The organism is Hymenobacter antarcticus, assembly GCF_039539545.1.
GTDB lineage: Bacteria > Bacteroidota > Bacteroidia > Cytophagales > Hymenobacteraceae > Hymenobacter > Hymenobacter antarcticus.
Genome location: NZ_BAABDI010000041.1, coordinates 1 through 16,154, shown reverse-complemented (window position 1 = coordinate 16,154; position 16,154 = coordinate 1). Strand labels below are relative to the sequence as shown.

Annotated in this window: 20 protein-coding genes; 11 read left to right on the top strand and 9 right to left on the bottom strand. The window is 58.4% G+C overall.

Translation table 11 applies throughout. The features are described from left to right. Positions 1 to 95: 95 nt before the first annotated feature. Together ABD819_RS19740 and ABD819_RS19735 are read right to left on the bottom strand one after the other, a co-directional pair. Positions 96 to 263 carry a hypothetical protein gene (locus tag ABD819_RS19740; protein ID WP_345127165.1) on the bottom strand — a complete coding sequence of 56 codons (168 nt, stop codon included), beginning with the start codon at positions 261 to 263 and terminating at the stop codon, positions 96 to 98. A 69-nt stretch (positions 264 to 332) separates the two neighbouring features. After that, positions 333 to 638: an integrase core domain-containing protein gene (locus ABD819_RS19735; RefSeq protein ID WP_345127164.1), complete on the bottom strand. Its 306-nt coding sequence runs from the start codon at positions 636 to 638 to the stop codon at positions 333 to 335. Positions 639 to 983: 345 nt separating this feature from the next. Here ABD819_RS19735 and ABD819_RS19730 point away from each other — a divergent pair, with 345 nt between their 5' ends. From ABD819_RS19730 to ABD819_RS19705, 6 genes are all read left to right on the top strand, one after another. Beyond that, positions 984 to 2,441, top strand: a complete 1,458-nt coding sequence (locus tag ABD819_RS19730; protein ID WP_345127163.1) for a Fic family protein — start codon at positions 984 to 986, stop codon at positions 2,439 to 2,441. A 588-nt stretch (positions 2,442 to 3,029) separates the two neighbouring features. Beyond that, the gene (locus tag ABD819_RS19725; protein ID WP_345127162.1) at positions 3,030 to 3,788 is read left to right on the top strand and encodes a ParA family protein; all 759 of its coding nucleotides are present in this window, start codon (positions 3,030 to 3,032) and stop codon (positions 3,786 to 3,788) included. Next, positions 3,785 to 4,162, top strand: coding sequence for a hypothetical protein (locus ABD819_RS19720; protein ID WP_345127161.1), 378 nt, complete (start codon positions 3,785 to 3,787; stop codon positions 4,160 to 4,162). The genes ABD819_RS19725 and ABD819_RS19720 overlap by 4 nt, the downstream gene beginning before the upstream one ends. 665 nt (positions 4,163 to 4,827) lie before the next feature. Beyond that, a complete protein-coding gene (locus ABD819_RS19715; protein WP_345127160.1) occupies positions 4,828 to 6,117 on the top strand; it encodes a replication initiation protein in 1,290 nt (429 codons plus the stop codon). Between the two features lie 148 nt (positions 6,118 to 6,265). Next, positions 6,266 to 6,391 (top strand): hypothetical protein, encoded by a 126-nt coding sequence (locus ABD819_RS19710; protein ID WP_345127159.1) that lies wholly within the window; start codon positions 6,266 to 6,268, stop codon positions 6,389 to 6,391. Between the two features lie 255 nt (positions 6,392 to 6,646). Continuing rightward, complete coding sequence (locus ABD819_RS19705; protein WP_345127158.1) at positions 6,647 to 6,922, top strand: RNA polymerase sigma factor; 276 nt, start codon at positions 6,647 to 6,649, stop codon at positions 6,920 to 6,922. A 309-nt stretch (positions 6,923 to 7,231) separates the two neighbouring features. On the opposite strand, the gene ABD819_RS19700 is transcribed toward ABD819_RS19705, so the two are convergent. Together ABD819_RS19700 and ABD819_RS19695 are read right to left on the bottom strand one after the other, a co-directional pair. Beyond that, positions 7,232 to 7,636 carry a response regulator gene (locus ABD819_RS19700; protein WP_345127157.1) on the bottom strand — a complete coding sequence of 135 codons (405 nt, stop codon included), beginning with the start codon at positions 7,634 to 7,636 and terminating at the stop codon, positions 7,232 to 7,234. Positions 7,637 to 7,640: 4 nt separating this feature from the next. Then, a complete protein-coding gene (locus tag ABD819_RS19695; protein WP_345127156.1) occupies positions 7,641 to 8,720 on the bottom strand; it encodes a sensor histidine kinase in 1,080 nt (359 codons plus the stop codon). A 55-nt stretch (positions 8,721 to 8,775) separates the two neighbouring features. Between ABD819_RS19695 and ABD819_RS19690 the strand changes: the two genes are divergently transcribed. Beyond that, complete coding sequence (locus tag ABD819_RS19690; protein WP_345127155.1) at positions 8,776 to 9,090, top strand: PAS domain S-box protein; 315 nt, start codon at positions 8,776 to 8,778, stop codon at positions 9,088 to 9,090. Between the two features lie 325 nt (positions 9,091 to 9,415). Here the strand turns inward: ABD819_RS19690 and ABD819_RS19685 are convergent, their stop codons facing one another. After that, positions 9,416 to 9,805, bottom strand: a complete 390-nt coding sequence (locus tag ABD819_RS19685) for a transposase (RefSeq protein WP_345127153.1) — start codon at positions 9,803 to 9,805, stop codon at positions 9,416 to 9,418. Positions 9,806 to 10,104: 299 nt separating this feature from the next. On the opposite strand from ABD819_RS19685, the gene ABD819_RS19680 reads away from it, so the two are divergent. The 3 genes from ABD819_RS19680 to ABD819_RS19670 all read left to right on the top strand — a co-directional run bounded on the left by ABD819_RS19680 (position 10,105) and on the right by ABD819_RS19670 (position 11,870). After that, positions 10,105 to 10,398, top strand: a complete 294-nt coding sequence (locus ABD819_RS19680) for a hypothetical protein (protein WP_345127151.1) — start codon at positions 10,105 to 10,107, stop codon at positions 10,396 to 10,398. Between the two features lie 181 nt (positions 10,399 to 10,579). After that, on the top strand, positions 10,580 to 10,846 hold the full coding sequence (locus ABD819_RS19675; protein WP_345127150.1) for a hypothetical protein: 267 nt from the start codon (positions 10,580 to 10,582) through the stop codon (positions 10,844 to 10,846). 490 nt (positions 10,847 to 11,336) lie between these two features. Continuing rightward, the gene (locus tag ABD819_RS19670; protein ID WP_345127149.1) at positions 11,337 to 11,870 is read left to right on the top strand and encodes a hypothetical protein; all 534 of its coding nucleotides are present in this window, start codon (positions 11,337 to 11,339) and stop codon (positions 11,868 to 11,870) included. Positions 11,871 to 12,125: 255 nt separating this feature from the next. Here the strand turns inward: ABD819_RS19670 and ABD819_RS19665 are convergent, their stop codons facing one another. Together ABD819_RS19665 and ABD819_RS19660 are read right to left on the bottom strand one after the other, a co-directional pair. Beyond that, complete coding sequence (locus ABD819_RS19665; protein ID WP_345127148.1) at positions 12,126 to 12,728, bottom strand: hypothetical protein; 603 nt, start codon at positions 12,726 to 12,728, stop codon at positions 12,126 to 12,128. A gap of 194 nt (positions 12,729 to 12,922) precedes the next feature. After that, positions 12,923 to 13,351, bottom strand: coding sequence for a hypothetical protein (locus ABD819_RS19660; RefSeq protein ID WP_345127147.1), 429 nt, complete (start codon positions 13,349 to 13,351; stop codon positions 12,923 to 12,925). Positions 13,352 to 13,849: 498 nt separating this feature from the next. Between ABD819_RS19660 and ABD819_RS19655 the strand changes: the two genes are divergently transcribed. Beyond that, entirely contained in the window at positions 13,850 to 14,026 is a 177-nt protein-coding gene (locus ABD819_RS19655; protein ID WP_345127146.1) for a hypothetical protein, read from the top strand. Here ABD819_RS19655 and ABD819_RS19650 read toward each other — a convergent pair. Beyond that, positions 13,995 to 14,588, bottom strand: a complete 594-nt coding sequence (locus ABD819_RS19650) for a Fic/DOC family protein (protein WP_345127145.1) — start codon at positions 14,586 to 14,588, stop codon at positions 13,995 to 13,997. The two genes, ABD819_RS19655 and ABD819_RS19650, sit on opposite strands and share 32 nt — an antisense overlap. Positions 14,589 to 14,892: 304 nt before the next feature. Continuing rightward, a complete protein-coding gene (locus ABD819_RS19645; protein ID WP_345127144.1) occupies positions 14,893 to 15,678 on the bottom strand; it encodes a carboxypeptidase-like regulatory domain-containing protein in 786 nt (261 codons plus the stop codon). Between the last annotated feature and the right edge of the window lie 476 nt (positions 15,679 to 16,154).

Below are 16,154 nucleotides of genomic sequence, written 5' to 3'. Positions count from 1 at the left end.
TGCCCTGTTCTGACCCGGGTTGGCGGGTTCATCAAGGCCATTTTACAGCATCGGGAGGATAAAATTACGCGAAGCCTTTCGGGGTAGCTGTATTTTCAGGTGAGCGCGGCCTGCAGGTGCTTGCGGTAGCGCTCAACGCTCGCGCGACTGATGCCGGTCAGTTCCGCGGTTCCGGCCACCGCGAAGCCTTTTTTCAACGCTTTTTTTACCAGGTGAAGCACATGGTCACGGCTGCGGCTCAGGTGGAAGAAGCGCGCCACCATTACCGTGTCGACCTCGCGCAGCAGCGCGAGCAGTTCTGGGGTGGTCCGGTAAAAACTGAGGTGGTCCAGTCAGGCTGGACAGTTTAGGGCAGTAGCTTGAAGAAGTTGTTGGTGAGTATGATACGGGGTCTGATAACCGACACTGGAGTGCCGGCGCCCGTGATTATAGTAGTCAAAATAGTCGGCGACACCGGCTTGGGCGTCGGCCAGGTCGGCAAAAACGGGCCACTCGCGTAGTTCTAGCACCTCCGTTTTGAGCCGTGACCACGGGCTTTCGGCTTGGGTCGAGCGGATTGGGTCGGCCAAGCGCAAGGCTTCGGCGCGGAAGGCCGCATCGTACTTGCGGCGTTTGTCAGGTTTTGGCGTGTCTTTCATGCCGAATGAACGATACCACCCCGTTCTGCCCAGAGTTACCCCACCACCTCAGGTGGGCTGGGTCTCGGGTAAGGATAGTGGGGTTCCTCTGCTACTGTGCCCTGACGAATTCGTGTGGGGGAGGGCTGCGTAGCGCTTGTGCTAGCGCTCAAAAAGCTGTAACGGATGGAACCGCTATAATCCTGATTTCAAAATGCCGGGTTTAAGGCTTGACAGGCTTTCTGCCAGTTTATCCATCCATTAGCTGGTTAAGGGATATTAATCGAAATAAATTAACGAAATTTGCATCTTAATCGAATAAATTAAACACCTTGCCTCAAACAGGCCGTCTTAATGGAAAAAAGTGTGCGTTGGCCCCTGCTGGTATTCAGCACTTCCGACCCGGCCCTTAATCGGCGGATTCGGGGGGGGCGTCAGCGCGGCGAGTTGCGCGAAGTGGCTTCCCGCATCTACTCCTCGGATTTAACGACCGCACCGGAAGTCTTAATTCGCAAGCACTGGCTGCCGGTGGTGCAGCACTTATTTCCGGGCGCGCTCATCAGTCACCGTTCGCAGCTCGAGGGCCAGCCCACGGCCAGCGGGCACCTGTTCCTGACCTACAAGTACACCCGCAACGTGATGTTGCCGGGGTTGGTGGTGCATTTGCTGGAAGGACCGGGCCCGTTACCCAGCGATGCGCCCTTCGGTGATGGCAGCCTGCTGTTCGCGTCGGAAGCCCGGGGCCTGCTGGAAAACCTGCAGCCCGCCCGCGTCCGCAAAGGCGGGGTGAGCAAAGCGCTGCCCCTGGCCAAGGTAGAAGAGCGGCTGGAAATGGTCCTGCGCATCCGGGGCGAAGAAGGCTTGAATGCCCTGCGCGACCAGGCCCGCGAAGTGGCGGCGGCCCTGGAATGGCCCACGGAGCTGGCGTTGCTGCAACGCATTGCCGGCGCGCTGCTCAGCACGCAGTCCAGTAAGATTCTGACTTCCCCCGTGGCCCGCGCCCGCGCGCTGGGGCTGCCCTTCGATGCCGGCCGGGTGGCCCTGTTTACCGCGCTGCTCAGTGCGCTGCACGCGGCGGTGCTGCCACGGCGGCCTGACCCCGCGCTCGTGGCCCCTCCTTTCTACACCGTGGCCTTCTTCGAGGCCTACTTTTCCAATTTCATCGAAGGCACCGAATTTCAGGTCGATGAGGCGCACCGCATCGTGGAAACCGGTCAGCTGGTCGGGGGGCGGCACGCCGATTCGCACGACGTGCTCAGCACCTACCAGCTGTGCAGCAACGTGGCCGAGATGCGCGTTGTCCCGCAATCGGCCGAGGACTTGCTGGCTATTCTGCAGCGGCGGCATGCCCTGCTCATGCGCGCCCGCCCCGACAAGCGCCCCGGCCAGTGGAAAGAGTACGCCAACCAGGCCGGCCTGGCCAGCTTTGTGGACCCGGCCCTGGTGCGCGGCACCCTGCACGAGGGCTTCAAGCTCTACCGCAGCCTGCGTGAGCCGCTCGCCCGAGCCTTTTTTATGATGTTTATGATTAGCGAGATTCACCCGTTCGATGACGGCAATGGCCGGCTGGCCCGGCTGATGATGAACGCCGAGCTGGTCAGCGCCGGCCAGTGCCGCATCATTGTGACCACCCACGCCCGCCAAGGCTATCTGGATGCCCTGCGCCGCCTGAGCCGACAAAGCGACCCGAGCCGGTACCTCCGCCTGCTGAGCGGTGCCCAGCAGTTCGTGGCCGACCTGCGGCCGGATTCCTATGAGGCGGTGAAAGCGCAGTTGGAGGCGCAGGACGCCTTTACCGAAGTTTCCTCGCAGTTGAGCTGGTAACGGCCCCGCTCGTTGCCAGCGATGGTATTCAGGCCCTGGGGTAATCGTGGGAGCGTTGCTGTTTTAAAGACAGTACCAGGCTGAATCACCGGTTGCAGCATCCGAGCGCGGGCGCACAGACACGGGCTCCTGATGCCAATAGCACACTCGTTCGGCCCTCCCCTCCCCTCCCCTCCCCTCCCCTGTCGTGGTTATGCTGGTCAGCTTTATTCGTCACTCTCCCAAAGTCATCGGTTAAGGGCTTTCACGTCGTGTCTGACCTCTAAAAACCCGCAGTGTGGAATGTAGCGCATACTGAACATTCTGAGTATGTAAAGAATGTTCAGTATGTCAAATGGGTGGTGATGCATCTAAAATACTCAGCATTCTGGATATTCCTGGCAAGCTGGCAGAATACTCAAGATAAATAATCAACTTGTTTACAAGTGGTTATAAAATAAGCCATTGCCTAAATTCTCAAAATTCTTAACATTCTCAACATTTTGAGCATTCAAAAAATATTCAGTAATTTTAACATTGTCAGTATATACAGTATGTTTATTCAGTTCATGCGTTGTAATATTGTCGCATCACTGTCACTGCTACTTCATGAGAGTCATCACCTTTGCAAACCATAAAGGAGGGGTCGGTAAAACCACTTCCACGCTGACGGTCGGTCAGGAACTGGCCCGTCGCGGGCAGCGGGTGCTTTTTCTGGACTGCGACCCGCAGCATAATCTGACCATGAGTTTCGCCGCCAACGTAACGACTCACCTGGGTACCGTCATCCGGGGCGAGCGCACGCTCAAGCAAATCATCGTCGGGGTGGGGGAGGGGATGGGCCTGGCCGGTTCGGCCCGGGAGCTGACGCAGCTTGAGAAGATACTTGGGCAGCAGCCCACCTATCAGTTCTTCCTGCGCGACCAGCTGGAGGAGGTAGCGGCCGATTACGACTACGTGCTGATTGATACGCCCCCCGCGCTCACCAGCCTCACCTACGCGGCCCTGGTGGCCAGCGATGCGGTTTTTATACCAGTGCAGCCCGAGTTCTACGGCTACGAGGGCCTGACCACGCTGCTGGAGGCCTGCGCCATCATGGGCAAGAACTTCAACCCCCGCCTGAAAGTCGGCGGATTGTTCCTGACGAAATACTCGGCCAGCTACCGCCTCTCGCTGCACCACGACGTGGTGGCCATCATGCGGGAGAACGCCGTGACCGGGCCTCTGCTGATGAACACCAGCATCCGGCAAAACGGCAAGCTGTCGGAAGCGCAGATTGAGAAGCAAAACCTGTTCGCCTATGCGCCCACCAGCAACGGCGCCGAAGACTACCGCAACCTCACCACTGAAATCCTCGCCCGTCTATGAGCACCGGCCCCAAAAAACGCTTTGGCAGCACGCTAACCCAGCCCGTAGCCCCCACGCCCGACGAGTTGATGTTCGGGGCCGTCAGCCCGCTGCCGGCGACCCCTGCCGGGGGTTCAGGTTCAAGCCCTCTGGCGGCCGTACCTGCCCCCGCCGGTCCCACCGGGCGCTGGGTGCCCTTCGGGTCCTACGTGCGCGACCAGACGTACCTGCAGCTTAAACAGGCGGAGTACTGGGAGCCTGGGTTCGAAATCCGGCAGTTTCTGGAAGACACGCTGCAGGCTGCCCTGGCGCAGTTGCCCGCCGCCCAGCGGACGCTCCCCGCACCCGTGCTGGAAAAGCTGCTTAAAACGAACCGCAAGCTGCAGCCGGAGTAGGGTGGGGGCGAGTACAAGCTTCCGCAGGAGGCGGTTGCGGCGGGCCGGTTGAGGTGACTGCCCGTTGCGACAGCTTCTTAAGCTGCTGCTGATATTGCATATTTCTCTTGTTATAGGTAGTAAATGGCAAGTAGGAATACGGGATTTGCAACGCAGACAAAGTAGGTTAACTGATTGATTCATAGTATATAGTACAAAAAAGTACAACAACACAAAATCCGTTGCGCATTTTGTACTTTTTTTTGCTTGCAAGAACCCAAGGTTGCTACAAAAAAGACGCTAAAAAAAAACTCCCTAGCTAGTTAGTTTTAAACTCAAATTATAGTATTAGTATTACACTCCCCAGAACATGTTGATTGACAATATTTTATAAGCTCAGGTTGCTACAAAAAGGACGCTAGGTTGCTACAAAAAGGACGCTAGGTTGCTACAAAAAAGACGCTACCCGATTTCAGGTTGCTACAAAAAGGACGCTCCGCCGTCAGGTTGCTACAGAAAGGACGCTAGGTTGCTACAAGAAAGACGCTATCAGCTTCAGGTTGCTACAAAAAGGACGCTTTCCAATTCCAGGTTGCTACAAAAAGGACGCTAGGTTACTACAGAAAGGACGCTAGGTTGCTACAAAAAAGACGACTCCTGGTATCTAGTTGCCTAACTTATTCACCATGAAAACCCCGCCTAAACAGAACGCCGACAAAATAGTGGCCCAGCACAACGCGCTTGTCAACGCGCGTTTCAGCTTCGTGCCCCTGCAGATGCGCCTGTTTCTGGCGCTGCTCTCCCGCATCAGCCTCGACGATACCGAGTTCAAGGAGCATGTTATCCCGGTCAGCGAACTGCTGTTCGAGCGGCACGGGGGGTCGGCTTACCAGCAGATTGATGAGATGTGCGACGACATCACCTCCTTCAAGCTGTACATTGAAATACTGGAGGATGGCACCCGCAAACGGCGGCGGCGGCCCAAGTACGATTATATCCCCTTGATGGCTAAGGCGGGCTACGACGGGGAGTTGGGTGGAATAGTGGCGGCCTTCAATCCCCTCATCATGCCGTACCTGCTGCAGTTGCGCGAGAGCGGCAACTTCACGCTGGCCGACCTGGATGAATTGCGCAAGCTGAAAAGCCCCAGCTCGGTCCGCATCTACTGGTTGCTCAAAGAGTATTCGGACTTCGGGCAGCGGACCGTCACGCCGGAGCAGCTGCGCTTCATGCTCAACATTGCCGAAAACGAATACCCGCGCTTCAGCAATTTCAAAGCGCGGGTACTGGACCGGGCACAGCTGGAACTGGCGCGCACCGACATGCCGTTCACCTATGAGTTGGAACGGCAGAACCAGCTGGTGCAGCGTATCAAGTTCCTGTTTGGCTATGACACGCCCCAAGCCGGCCCAAACGAAGTAGAAGAGACTCAAGGAACTCAGCTTATTGAGAACATCGGGCTTTCTCAACATTCTGAAAATATCGAAAAAGCTGATGCTGATGAGCCCGCCTGGGTTCAGGCGCTACGCCTGATAGGAGTGAGCCTACGCAGTATTAAACAAATTACCAAGCAACTGGAAGCCAAGGAGTACCCCCTCGAATATGTTGATTTTGTGTTGTCCCGCATCGGCAAGCAGCATCAACTGGGGAAAGTAAAAAAACCGGCGGGCGCAGTTTACAAAGCGTTGGTGGAGAAGTACCTGTTAGAAGAATACCTGGCCGAGCAAAAAGCAACAAAGGCGATTACGGTTAGAAAGGCCAGCGCCGCTATCAAGACAAAGCTACCGCTGCTGGAAGAAGTGGCCTTTCCATTGCGGGAGGTACGGGATATGTATGAAAATCCCGGGCCATTTTTGAAGCGACAACTTCAGGAACCCACTTTTGAACTGCACTTGGAGGCAATTTATTTGAGTCAGGGATTCGTCCTTGTACAGCGCGATGGAGAGGATTGGCTGGTTAAAAATGCGCTCTCCTAACCCCTTGACGATGTGCATAAACAAATACCTTTTTAATGCCTGAATTTCGGAAGTGCTCGTCGCGGATGACCGAATTTCCGGCCATCCGCGACGAGCTGTAGTACTCCCCAAAAGTTGGACAGTAAAAGCGAGCTAGCTTAGCTCGATTATGACCCCAAAACGCACCCGCCGTCGCTACACGGCCGAGTTTAAAGCCGAAGTGGCGCTGGCCGCGCACGTCTTTGCCGAAGCGCCCGCCTCGAGGCCGGCGGTCCCCGGCGTGGAGCCCTCGTAGTAGAGCATCGAAAAGTGTGGGGCAGCAGCGGCAGCAGCGATTGGTTGGGGTATGGCCTGCACCGGCAGTTACGGCTCTCCAAGACAATCCAGGAGAGCATCAAAAAGTGTGGGGCAGCAGCGGGAGAGACTGTTGGTTGGGGCAAAGCATGCACCGACAATTACGGCGCAACATGTTAAGCTACGAGTCAGTAACCACGACTGCCCCACACTTTTTGATGCTCTCCAAGTCTGCTGCAACACGGCCATCGACCACGTGCGAACCGGCCACTACCGCCTCGGGGCACGCACCGCATCGCTCGACGACAGCCCCGTGGAATTCTTTCCGGCGCCGGTCGATTTCCGCCCCGAGCACATCGGCGTGGCGGACTTGCTGCGCGGGTTGCGCCCCGAGTACCGGCAGGTGCTGGACCTGCTCTACCTGCAGGGCTACACCCAACTGGAAACGGCCGAGGCGCTGCAGGTGCCGGTGGGCACGGTGAAAACGTGGTCGGTGGGCGCCCGGCGGCAGCTTTCCCGGCTGCCGCTGTGATGGATAAAAAGCGTGTGTGCCATAGGCTGGAGCATCGCCTTGGCGACCGCCGAAAGGCGCACAGGAACTCAAAGCCGTTGCGCAGCGGCAGGTTAAAGTCCAGCAAAATCAAGGTGGGGCAGGCGGCCGTCCCGGGGTGGGCGCAGCGGGCGTTGAGGACGGCTAGCGCGTCTTCGGTCGTGCTGGCCACCAGCACCTCCGGGCTCACCTGCATCCGCTGCAACAGGCGCTGGTTATCGTAATTCGTGGCCGCGTCATCGTCCACGAGCAGCACGGCCGGGCGTGGGCGTTGCGGCATGGGCGAAGCGGTCAGGAAGGCCGCGTTTCCAGTAGGCGGGCTTGAATCGCCTGAATCTTCACCCCGTCCAGCGGTTTGTGCAGGAAGCCCGCCACCAGGGGGTACTGCCGGGCGTGGGCCGCGTCGGCGGGGGCCAGGGAGGAGGTCAGGACGTAGACCACGCACCGGCCCAGCAGGTGCGCTTCCAGGGGTTGGAGGGCGTCCAACACGTCCCAGCCGCTGAGCAGGGGCATGTTCAGGTCCAGCAGCACGACGTGGGGCAGCGCGTCGGTGAGGCCTAGCTGCTGAAAAAAGGCCACCGCTTCCACCGGGGAGACGAAGGAGGTAATCACGTCGGCGGGCTGCCCTTCGCGGCGCAGAAGCCGGGTAGTCAGAAAGATGCCCATTGGGTCGTCGTCGATGATGAGGGTATCCATGCGGTTAAGGTACGTCAATGGTAAAGCGGGCGCCCTCGTCTACCCGGCTTTGGACCGAAATGTTCCCGCCCATGCTCTCGACGTGGGTTTTGGTCAGGTACAGGCCCATCCCACGGCCGGGGCGGTGGGGATGGAACCGCTTGTAAAGCTTAAACACGTCGTCGCCCGCCCGCTCCCGGTCAAAGCCGGAGCCATTGTCGGCGACCGTAATTTGCGTGGGCTGCCCTTCCCCGCCCGTCGCCGTCACGCTCACTTCCAGGGGCCGCTCCTCGGCGCGGTAGGTGATGGCGTTGGAGAGCAGGTTGAAAAAGATGCTGTAGAGGTAAGCCCGGTTGGCGCGCAGGGTCAGGTCGGCGGGAATGTCAACCCGCACGGTGCCCCCGCACTGCTCCATCACCTCCTGCAGGTTGTGCACCACCTGCTGCACCACTTTAGCCAGCGGCACCTCCTTGGCTCCGGCCAGGTTTTTCTGGTCCCGAATGGTGAGGATGGTGTTCATGTCGCGCAGCACCTGGTCGAGCTGGCTTAGGCTGGTATGCAGGTGGGTGCGCGCCTGTTCAAAGTGCGGGGAGCCCGGCTCTTCCGTGCCCAACAGGTCGGCCAGGCCCAGGGCACTGGCCAGTGGGGCGCGCAGGTTGTGCGACACGATGTAGGTAAACTGTTGCAGGTCCAGGTTTTGGGTCACTAGGTCCTCCTGCGCCAGCGTCTTTTCGGTGACATCGCGGGCAACCATGTGGACCCCAATCACGACGCCTTTTTTCCGGAGCGGTATTTTTACCACGTCCCAGTGCCGGGGCTCGGACTTGCCCTGGGAGGCGAACATATCGAAGCGCACGGTTTTGCCGGTGAAGGCTTCTTTCAGCTTCTCCGCGAACAGGGGCTGCACCTCCAGGGGCAGATATTCGTTGTAGGAGCGGTTCACCACCCGGTCCTTGGGTTCGTCCACCAGGTCGAGAAAGGCCCGGTTGGCGTCCAGAATGATGGCCTTTTCGTTCTGATAGAGCATCAGGTCGGTGGTGTCGTCGAACAGGGACCGGAACCGAACCTCACTCGTGGCGATGGGCGGGGTGACTTTCTTGGACATGACGGAACAGGGTTAAGATTGGGCCAGCGGGACAAGCCGCTAGCCTTTACCCCACGTGTACGGTTCAAAACAAAGCGTAGCCATGTTCCCCGACCCCAGCCAAGACCGTTTCCGCACCGTGTTCGAGAATTCGCCGCTCGGCCAGAAAATCATCGACCCCGACCTCGTCATTCGCCAAGCCAACCCCGCCGTGCTGGCGATGCTGGGTCTGACGCACCCCGAGGAGCTGGTGGGCCACCAAATCCTCGAGTTCACCCACCCGGACTACCATGCCCACTGGCATGACTTGCAGGAACGCCTGTGGAAGCATAAAATGCCCCGTTTCAGCTTAGAAACGTGCCTGGTCCGCGCGGATGGTTCTTCCTTTTAGTGCCAGGTCAACTCCATCCTATTTCCCGACGAAGGAGGCGAACGCGGCTACACCACTCTGGAAGATATCACGGAGCGTAAGGGGATAGAAGAGGCCAACAAACGGCTCTACGATGCGCAGGAGACGATTTCACGCCTCGTCGCGCACGATTTGCGCGGCTCCTTCTCGACCATCCAACTGCTGACGGACCTCCTGGAGCGGGACGATTCCAAGGGACAAGCTGGGAGAATTGCACTTCCCCACTGGCCCTAAAATCCTAATTAGGCGACTACAAAAAAGCCCCTACCACTCTAACGAGAGGCAGGGGCTTTTGCTTTTGACTACTCTACCCTGCGATTTTAGGTACTTGATAAAGAGCGATATGTCGAATAAACCAGTTGAACAGAGCCACGACTTTTCGGGCGATTGGTTCGCTGGGCCACGTGAGGGGTCGGGTTAGTTGACGCAGGATGTTGAGGCCGTGGCGACTGAGGCTCGTAGCGGGGTAGCCGTGGTTTTTGCGGGCAATGGGCTTGATTTTTTCGTGCGCCACCGTGCCCACGCTCAGGCACAAGGCGTAGGCCAGGCTGACGAGGGCCACGAGTTTGCGCAGCTTTTGGTGGCAGCGCAAGTGGGTGGTTTCCAGGTTAAAGCCGCGGCCTTTGAGGTTCTGAAAGCACTGCTCAATCGTCCAGCGGTTGGCATAAAGTTGGCCTCGGTTAAAAGTTTGGTACAAAGGTTAAGCGAGTTACCCCTCAAACGTGGTGGTAGCGGGTTGAAATCCTGCATCCAGAGGTTATTCATGCTGTTTGTTCAATGAAACGTCCATATTTCTGTACAACTAAACCGGCCACCTGCCGAACGGGTAACTGGCAATAGAAGCAGTCGACTTGGTTTAGAAAACTTGTTCAGTAATCAAAGTACAATTAAACCTGCAAACGCGATGAGAAAACTGTACTTCAACTCCTCAAATAGCCGCCTGAATGCATTAAATGTAAGTTCTTTGCTGAAAAAACGCACTTTCAGTACCTGTTCTTGTGTAAAACGTGGTGGCCGACAAGCTCACCAATTAACATTTGGACCAAACTTTTAACCGAGGCCAAAAACGCCGACACCACCCTGGCTCTGGCCGACAGCAGCATGGCCCGGCTGGCCGATGCCGCCGCGTATCAGCCCCTTACCGGCGACTATTATTCGGCCGACGGCTTCCGGGTCAGCTTTTTCCTCAAAAACGGGCAGTTCTACGGGAAGTCAGGCCCCAGGGAGTCCTTGTTAGCGAACGTGGGCCAGAATACGTTTTCGACCCTGGCTGTCGGGCCGAGAAGCTAGTTTGTGTTCACGCCGCAGGGGGACGGCGGCGTAACCATCGTGCTAACCCGGCCCGGCAACGAGCGCAACTTCAAAAAAAATCAGCCCGGTTGCCCTGGAGGCCGCCGCGCAGGCCAAGCTACTGCAGGAGTACGCGGGCACGTACCGCAGCCCGGAGCTGGAGTACGCGTACACGCTGTTCGTGGAGGGGCAGAAGCTGATGCTGGCCGACAACAAGTCGGCCGCCCTGCCGCTCGAATTTTTAGAGAAGGATGTCTTCCTCTTAGATGGCGGCGTTATAAGCTTGAAAAGAGGTAACCGCCAGAAAGTAAACCAATTCGAGTTGAACGGGGACCGGGTAAAGCACCTGACGTTTGACCGACTAGAGTTGCCTAAAACCAAGGCGAAACCGGCCGCCAGAACGGTGAGCGTGCCGAAAAAGGGAGGCCAGAAGTCAGCAGGAGCTTAAGTCTGGAGTCGGTACGCAGGCCCGTAGCAATCCGTTGATGGCCCAGCCGGGCTGACGGTTGAATCACAAGCCCGAACGCGAAGCTCCGGCAAGCACTCGGGCCAGCTGGATACAAAGAAGTGAAACAGTAAGGAGCAGACCAGCTGGTTTGCTCCTTTCGTTTAACGCTCCTTTTCGTGAACGCCTGACAGTGCACCAGTATCAGATGCCAACAGGCAGCTTTAGCACGGGACGAGTTTACGAAACCCGTCTACGAATCAAAGTTTACGAAACGCGCCGAGGGGATGAGTTTCGTAAATACCCAAACCGGCACTTAGTTCCCCGGCAAAGAACCACGCCGGCCGCAGCAGTCAGGCGAGCGTTAAATCTTACCTTTGTTTTCAGCCAGTGTTGCTGACCCTACCTAGGCGGTATCCGACCCGGCTTGCCTTTTATGAAAACCATCCTGCTCCGCTCATGCTTGCTTCTGGTTTTGTTGGGGGTTCTGCCCGTGTCATGCTGCCGACAGGCCACGCGGGAATACGTGTACCTAAAGGAAATGGCCCTGGAGCTGGCCGAAGTGCCCGGCACCCCGCTCGTCAGCGGCGCCCACACTTCGGCGGCGGAACTACGGGCCACGCTGCGGTTTCGAATCGATTACGTTGCCCTGGCCCCGGCGGGCTTGGCGTTCATCAGCACGGCCCAGGCCTTGCAGTGCCCGGCCGAAGGCAGCAACGGGTTGAAGGCGGACGTGACCGAGGTCGTGCTCACTAGCACCGGGCTCTTCAACGGCCGGGGCGCGGGCCAGTCGCTTAATTCCTTCGTGCGCTGCTACACCGCGAACAGCCCAGCGGAATTTCCCCTGTCCCAACTCGCTGATTCGCTCAACACCCGAAGGGGGCAGGAATCCCGAATCAACCTCCCCATTGTGTTGCGCATCAGCCCCAAGCCAACCGATAACGCCCGGCAGCAATTCCACGTCCGGGTGCGCGTGGCGGGCGGCCAGGAAATTGCGCAAACCACTCCGGATATTATCTGGAACTAAGCCCCGCCGTTCCACCGGGCAGCACCTCGCGCAGTGGGATTGCTCCTTTCGGATGAGGACGTCGGACAGGACCCTTGCCATTGCGTTTTTCGAAAACGGTCCTGGCTTTAACACGCCGTTCACAGAAAGGAGCGAAACAGTAAACGTCGAGTGCCGCGAAAAAGCATCCCACTTGGCGTTGTAACTACTTGTGGACCACCCAACGCACCCTTTCCGGGTGTCTGTTCCGGCGCCCAGGGGGAGTTGCCAGCGCCCCTAGAGGCGGTCCCACGCCGTTCCGCCGCGCTCCTCGAACCGCACGAGGCCGTCGGCCTTGGTGAGGTACACCGTCACGGCCACGTTTGCCCCCGGAGCGGCTAAGCTAGACGTGCCCCCGAGCACCGCCGGGTACGTCCGGCCCGCAAAGGTGGCCGGAGACAGCGCGTAGGTACCGTCTTCCACTTCCTGAATCAGCAAATCCACCGTCGTCGACCCGATGCGGAAGGTCGATTTCGCGCGGGGGGCGTTGGCCGTAGACACGTCGAACCGCAACGCGTTGTTCTCCCGGTTGCCAATGGAATCGGTGCGTTCCAGGACGTGGGCCGTGTACTCGCGGTAGTATTGGGGGCACGCGTTAAGGCCGGCGCTGACCCCGTCGGTCTTGTTGTCGGCCTGCACGACCCGGTAGCTGCGCACGTAGCCCGTGCGGGCGTTGCGAAACCGGAACACGGCGCCTTGGGGGTCCGGCACCGACCAAGCCCGCAGGCCCGGCGTGAGGGGGTAGCGGGGCAGGCCGTCGGTCTCGCACGCCTTGTCGCACCCCGAGCACCACCCGAGTGCGCCCACCAACAGCACCACTCCGAAACGAAAAGACAGCATAAACAAGGGAAAAAGGGCCGCGTTGAGACCGAAAGGCAGGACAGTTGCGCCGCTAATGGGTCGCGACCAGCGGCGAGGGGCTGGGAAAACCGTGGTGGTGAAAAGGGTGTTATTAAACAAATAGGGCAAAACCTCCGACTTGGATACGTTTCGACAAGAGTCAGTGCTAAATAGACCGCTATCTAAAGAAGGCGTTAGCAGATTGTTGAATTCTGCTCCTGATTGATAAAGCTGGAATAAGCGAACGGAGCGGTGAGGAACACGAACAGACCAAATAACGACTGCTCGAATAAGGATAGGGGAACCATATGGGCTGAAGGCGGCCCAAAATACCCAGCTAAGTAGACCAGCGTATTCACACTGATGTCGGACCCCATAATGGCCACCGCCATCCAGAGGCCGACCTTTGGTCGCCTCCACAACAAGAGTACGGTGAGCGGGTCCAGCACCGTGAGCGTATCCCAATAGACCCCAATAGCCAGCGGAACAGGAGCAGCTAAAAATCCGTGGGCTAGTATGCCTTTGAGGTGGGTATAAGTACCTGCTAAAAAGCCTATTGAATACACCCAGCGGACAATTTGCAGGAACCGCGGGGAGGAAGGAAGCCAAATATTGGTAATCAAGAGGCGCGGTAAAAATACAGTAGGTGCTTGCTACGCCTACCTAAGAGGAAAGCGGTTTAAAGGTAGCAAACACTACATAAGATGGGCAGGCACCGGCAAAACAACAATAGTATTATCGTTCGTTTTTGCTATCTACTTCCGATGGTCTTAAGGGACGTGTAACACTATAGCCTCTCGCTACTCTTACAGCGCACTTGTGCCTTATCGGCAGCATTCAAGCTGTTTAGCTGCTGAGTCGGAGGTTTTCCCCTATTTGTTTAACAACACCCAACCTTCTACAAGTACCTGCACCACCGCGGCGTAGCCCGGCAGGTGCAACCATTGCCCAGCCCGGTGACCGCCCCGCTCCCGTGAGCCCCCTCGCGGCTCACTAGGCGGCGATTAGGGGTGCGATTCTCCGCACATGATGCGGAGAATCGCGCAGGGGTGCCCCCGCCGCGGCGCGGCGGAACTTCGCCCGTACCTTTGCGTTTCTATTCGGGTACTTCCCTCTTTCCCATGAAACTTCGCGAGCGTTACCGCCAGTTGCAGGACCCCGCCGTGGTCAAGGCCATGGTGGTGCGGTCCGTGTACGCCTCGATGGCGCTGGAAGACCAAACCGTGCCGGTTGCCCGGCTCGAGGCCCTGTACGAGCAAACGGGGCTTAGGCCCCCAGCGGGCGCAACTGCGCGCTAATTAACCCCTGCAGCGGGCCCGGGTCGTAAGCATCTGCTTGGCGAATGGCGTGCAAGTACTGGGCCCGCCCATCGCCGTTTTCCCGGTGGTACAAGACCACGTTCTGGTAGCCGTTATTGTAGGCCAGCAGGTTGGTAAACAAGCGCGCGGTGCGGCCGTTGCCGTTGACGAAGGGGTGGATGGCCACCAGCCGGTGGTGCGCATACGCCAGCAAGGCCGCCACTTCTGCCACCCCGAGCGCTTCCGACAGAAGGGTTTGGCGATGGCGTAGCTCGTCGATGAATTCGTAGAGCAACTGCGGCACACGCGCCGCCGAGGGCGGCAGGTACGCACCCACGTTGGGCACCTGCGTGCGCCAGTGCCCGGCCCAGTCGTAGAGGTGGCCGAAAGCGCGCCGGTGCAAGTCCTGCAACAACCCCACCGAGAGGTCCGCGGGGTAGTCAAATTCTTCGAGCAGGTAGCGTTCGGCCCGGGCCACGCCCAGCGCTTCCTGTTCGTTCAGGGCCACCTTATCGGTCAATCCGAGCAAATTGTCTTCCGGTGCGTCGGTGTAATGCCCCATGCCGGCAAAGGTAACCGGTCCCCGCCGGCCCGATGGTACTTGTTTCGAAAAGGAACGCTTACCGGGAAAATAGGGGCCGGGGCTTGCAACGGCCGATGCTGCTGGGAAGGGACGCGGAAACGAAAGCGGCCTGCCGCTGGTAAGGCTCGGTTCGCGGAATAGTCGTTTTACATAACACGTGTTGTAAGCGCCCCCTTGGAATCGTGGTGGTTTTAGACTTTCTTTTAGTGTTCGGCCAGCGTAGTATTTTTTGAAGAAGCCCACAAGGAAATCAGGGTTGCCACCCTACGCCCTTGCCTAGGGCCTACGGCATCGTAAAGCTGACGACGGCGGAGGGCGTGAGGTTGGGGTTGGGCCACGTAAGCTGGCGGCCCGTAACCAGGTCACGGTACGCGCTGCCCTGGCCAATGCCGTAGGCCACCGCGTAGGCCGTGGTGCCGCTGGCGGCGCTAAAGCCGCGGGCCAGGAACTCGCTGCGGTCCAGGGTCCAGGAAGAAGTTCTGACGGCGGCCGTCTGCGAGCCACCACTGTACAGAATGAGGAACCCGGGGGCCGTGCGGTAGCTCACGTCGGGCTGCGTGCCGAAGTAGAGGACGTAACTGTGGTCGAACTCGGGCTGTGGGGTGGTGCGGGTGGTGAGAAAACGAACGGCGGGCACCGTTGCTCCTCCAGCGGTCGCCATGATGTTGGTGGCCTGCAAGTCGGTGGCCCGGATGGTGGGCTCCAGGACCAGCGTATAGGTTTCGGGCAGCTGCGTGAGCACTTCGGCTTGCGGGTGCGCCACGCTGCGCAGCACGAACGTACTCAGGCCAGCTTTGGTGAACTCCAACGTGTAGGTGCCCGCCGGCACTGCGCCAATGATGAACTCCCCGGCGGCGTTGGTGGTCGCCGTGAGCAGGGGTGAGGTGTTGAGCACTGTCACCGTCACACCGTTTTTGGGGAGGACCCGGGTACTTTGGTCTGTCACCTTCACCGTGCCCGCAATGCCGGTCGTCGGGGCGGGGTCTCGGGTTTTTTTGCCGCAGCCGTTGAGCAGGACCAACGCCCAGCACAGGCCAAGCAGGCAGCGATACCGTAGGGTTGTTTTCATGGGTAGAGAGTCAGCAGTAGGGAGTGGAAATAGGTGGCAAGATAGGGGAGAAGGCAGGCACCGTGTTCCGAACGCATTGAACTAAATAAGGCAGCAATCTGCGGCTACCCCAGCCCCAGCGGCCGAGAAGGCATTTTTACAGCTTGTAAACGGTCGTGGCTGTTGCAGAACTCAGCGCGACCACTAAGCCTGGTTACTACGAGCCAAACCAAGCGAGAAAGGCCGTTAAACGAACCTTTCACACGCGTAGAATGGCAAACTGATGCCGTTTCTGAGTTGCTCGCCGAGTTCTGCAACAGCCACGGTCGTTGGCAATATTTAAATAACGAGCTTATAACGTGTTGCAGATGACCGTTTGCAGAACGTAAAAGCGTTAGGCTAGTACCGTTTCAAGAATTGGCTTCCCTGTTTCAGCCAAATGCCTCTAAAGCTAAAGAGCCAAAGTCGGCCTTTGCTGTCACAACGCAGTTGCTGCT

Coding starts and splice junctions, on each gene's coding strand:
- ABD819_RS19740 (WP_345127165.1), bottom strand. CDS start 263: ATGGTGGCGCGCTTCTTCCACCTGAGCCGCAGCCGTGACCATGTGCTT.
- ABD819_RS19735 (WP_345127164.1), bottom strand. CDS start 638: ATGAAAGACACGCCAAAACCTGACAAACGCCGCAAGTACGATGCGGCC.
- ABD819_RS19725 (WP_345127162.1), top strand. CDS start 3,030: ATGAGAGTCATCACCTTTGCAAACCATAAAGGAGGGGTCGGTAAAACC.
- ABD819_RS19720 (WP_345127161.1), top strand. CDS start 3,785: ATGAGCACCGGCCCCAAAAAACGCTTTGGCAGCACGCTAACCCAGCCC.
- ABD819_RS19715 (WP_345127160.1), top strand. CDS start 4,828: ATGAAAACCCCGCCTAAACAGAACGCCGACAAAATAGTGGCCCAGCAC.
- ABD819_RS19710 (WP_345127159.1), top strand. CDS start 6,266: ATGACCCCAAAACGCACCCGCCGTCGCTACACGGCCGAGTTTAAAGCC.
- ABD819_RS19700 (WP_345127157.1), bottom strand. CDS start 7,636: ATGGATACCCTCATCATCGACGACGACCCAATGGGCATCTTTCTGACT.
- ABD819_RS19695 (WP_345127156.1), bottom strand. CDS start 8,720: ATGTCCAAGAAAGTCACCCCGCCCATCGCCACGAGTGAGGTTCGGTTC.
- ABD819_RS19665 (WP_345127148.1), bottom strand. CDS start 12,728: ATGCTGTCTTTTCGTTTCGGAGTGGTGCTGTTGGTGGGCGCACTCGGG.
- ABD819_RS19655 (WP_345127146.1), top strand. CDS start 13,850: ATGAAACTTCGCGAGCGTTACCGCCAGTTGCAGGACCCCGCCGTGGTC.
- ABD819_RS19650 (WP_345127145.1), bottom strand. CDS start 14,588: ATGGGGCATTACACCGACGCACCGGAAGACAATTTGCTCGGATTGACC.
- ABD819_RS19645 (WP_345127144.1), bottom strand. CDS start 15,678: ATGAAAACAACCCTACGGTATCGCTGCCTGCTTGGCCTGTGCTGGGCG.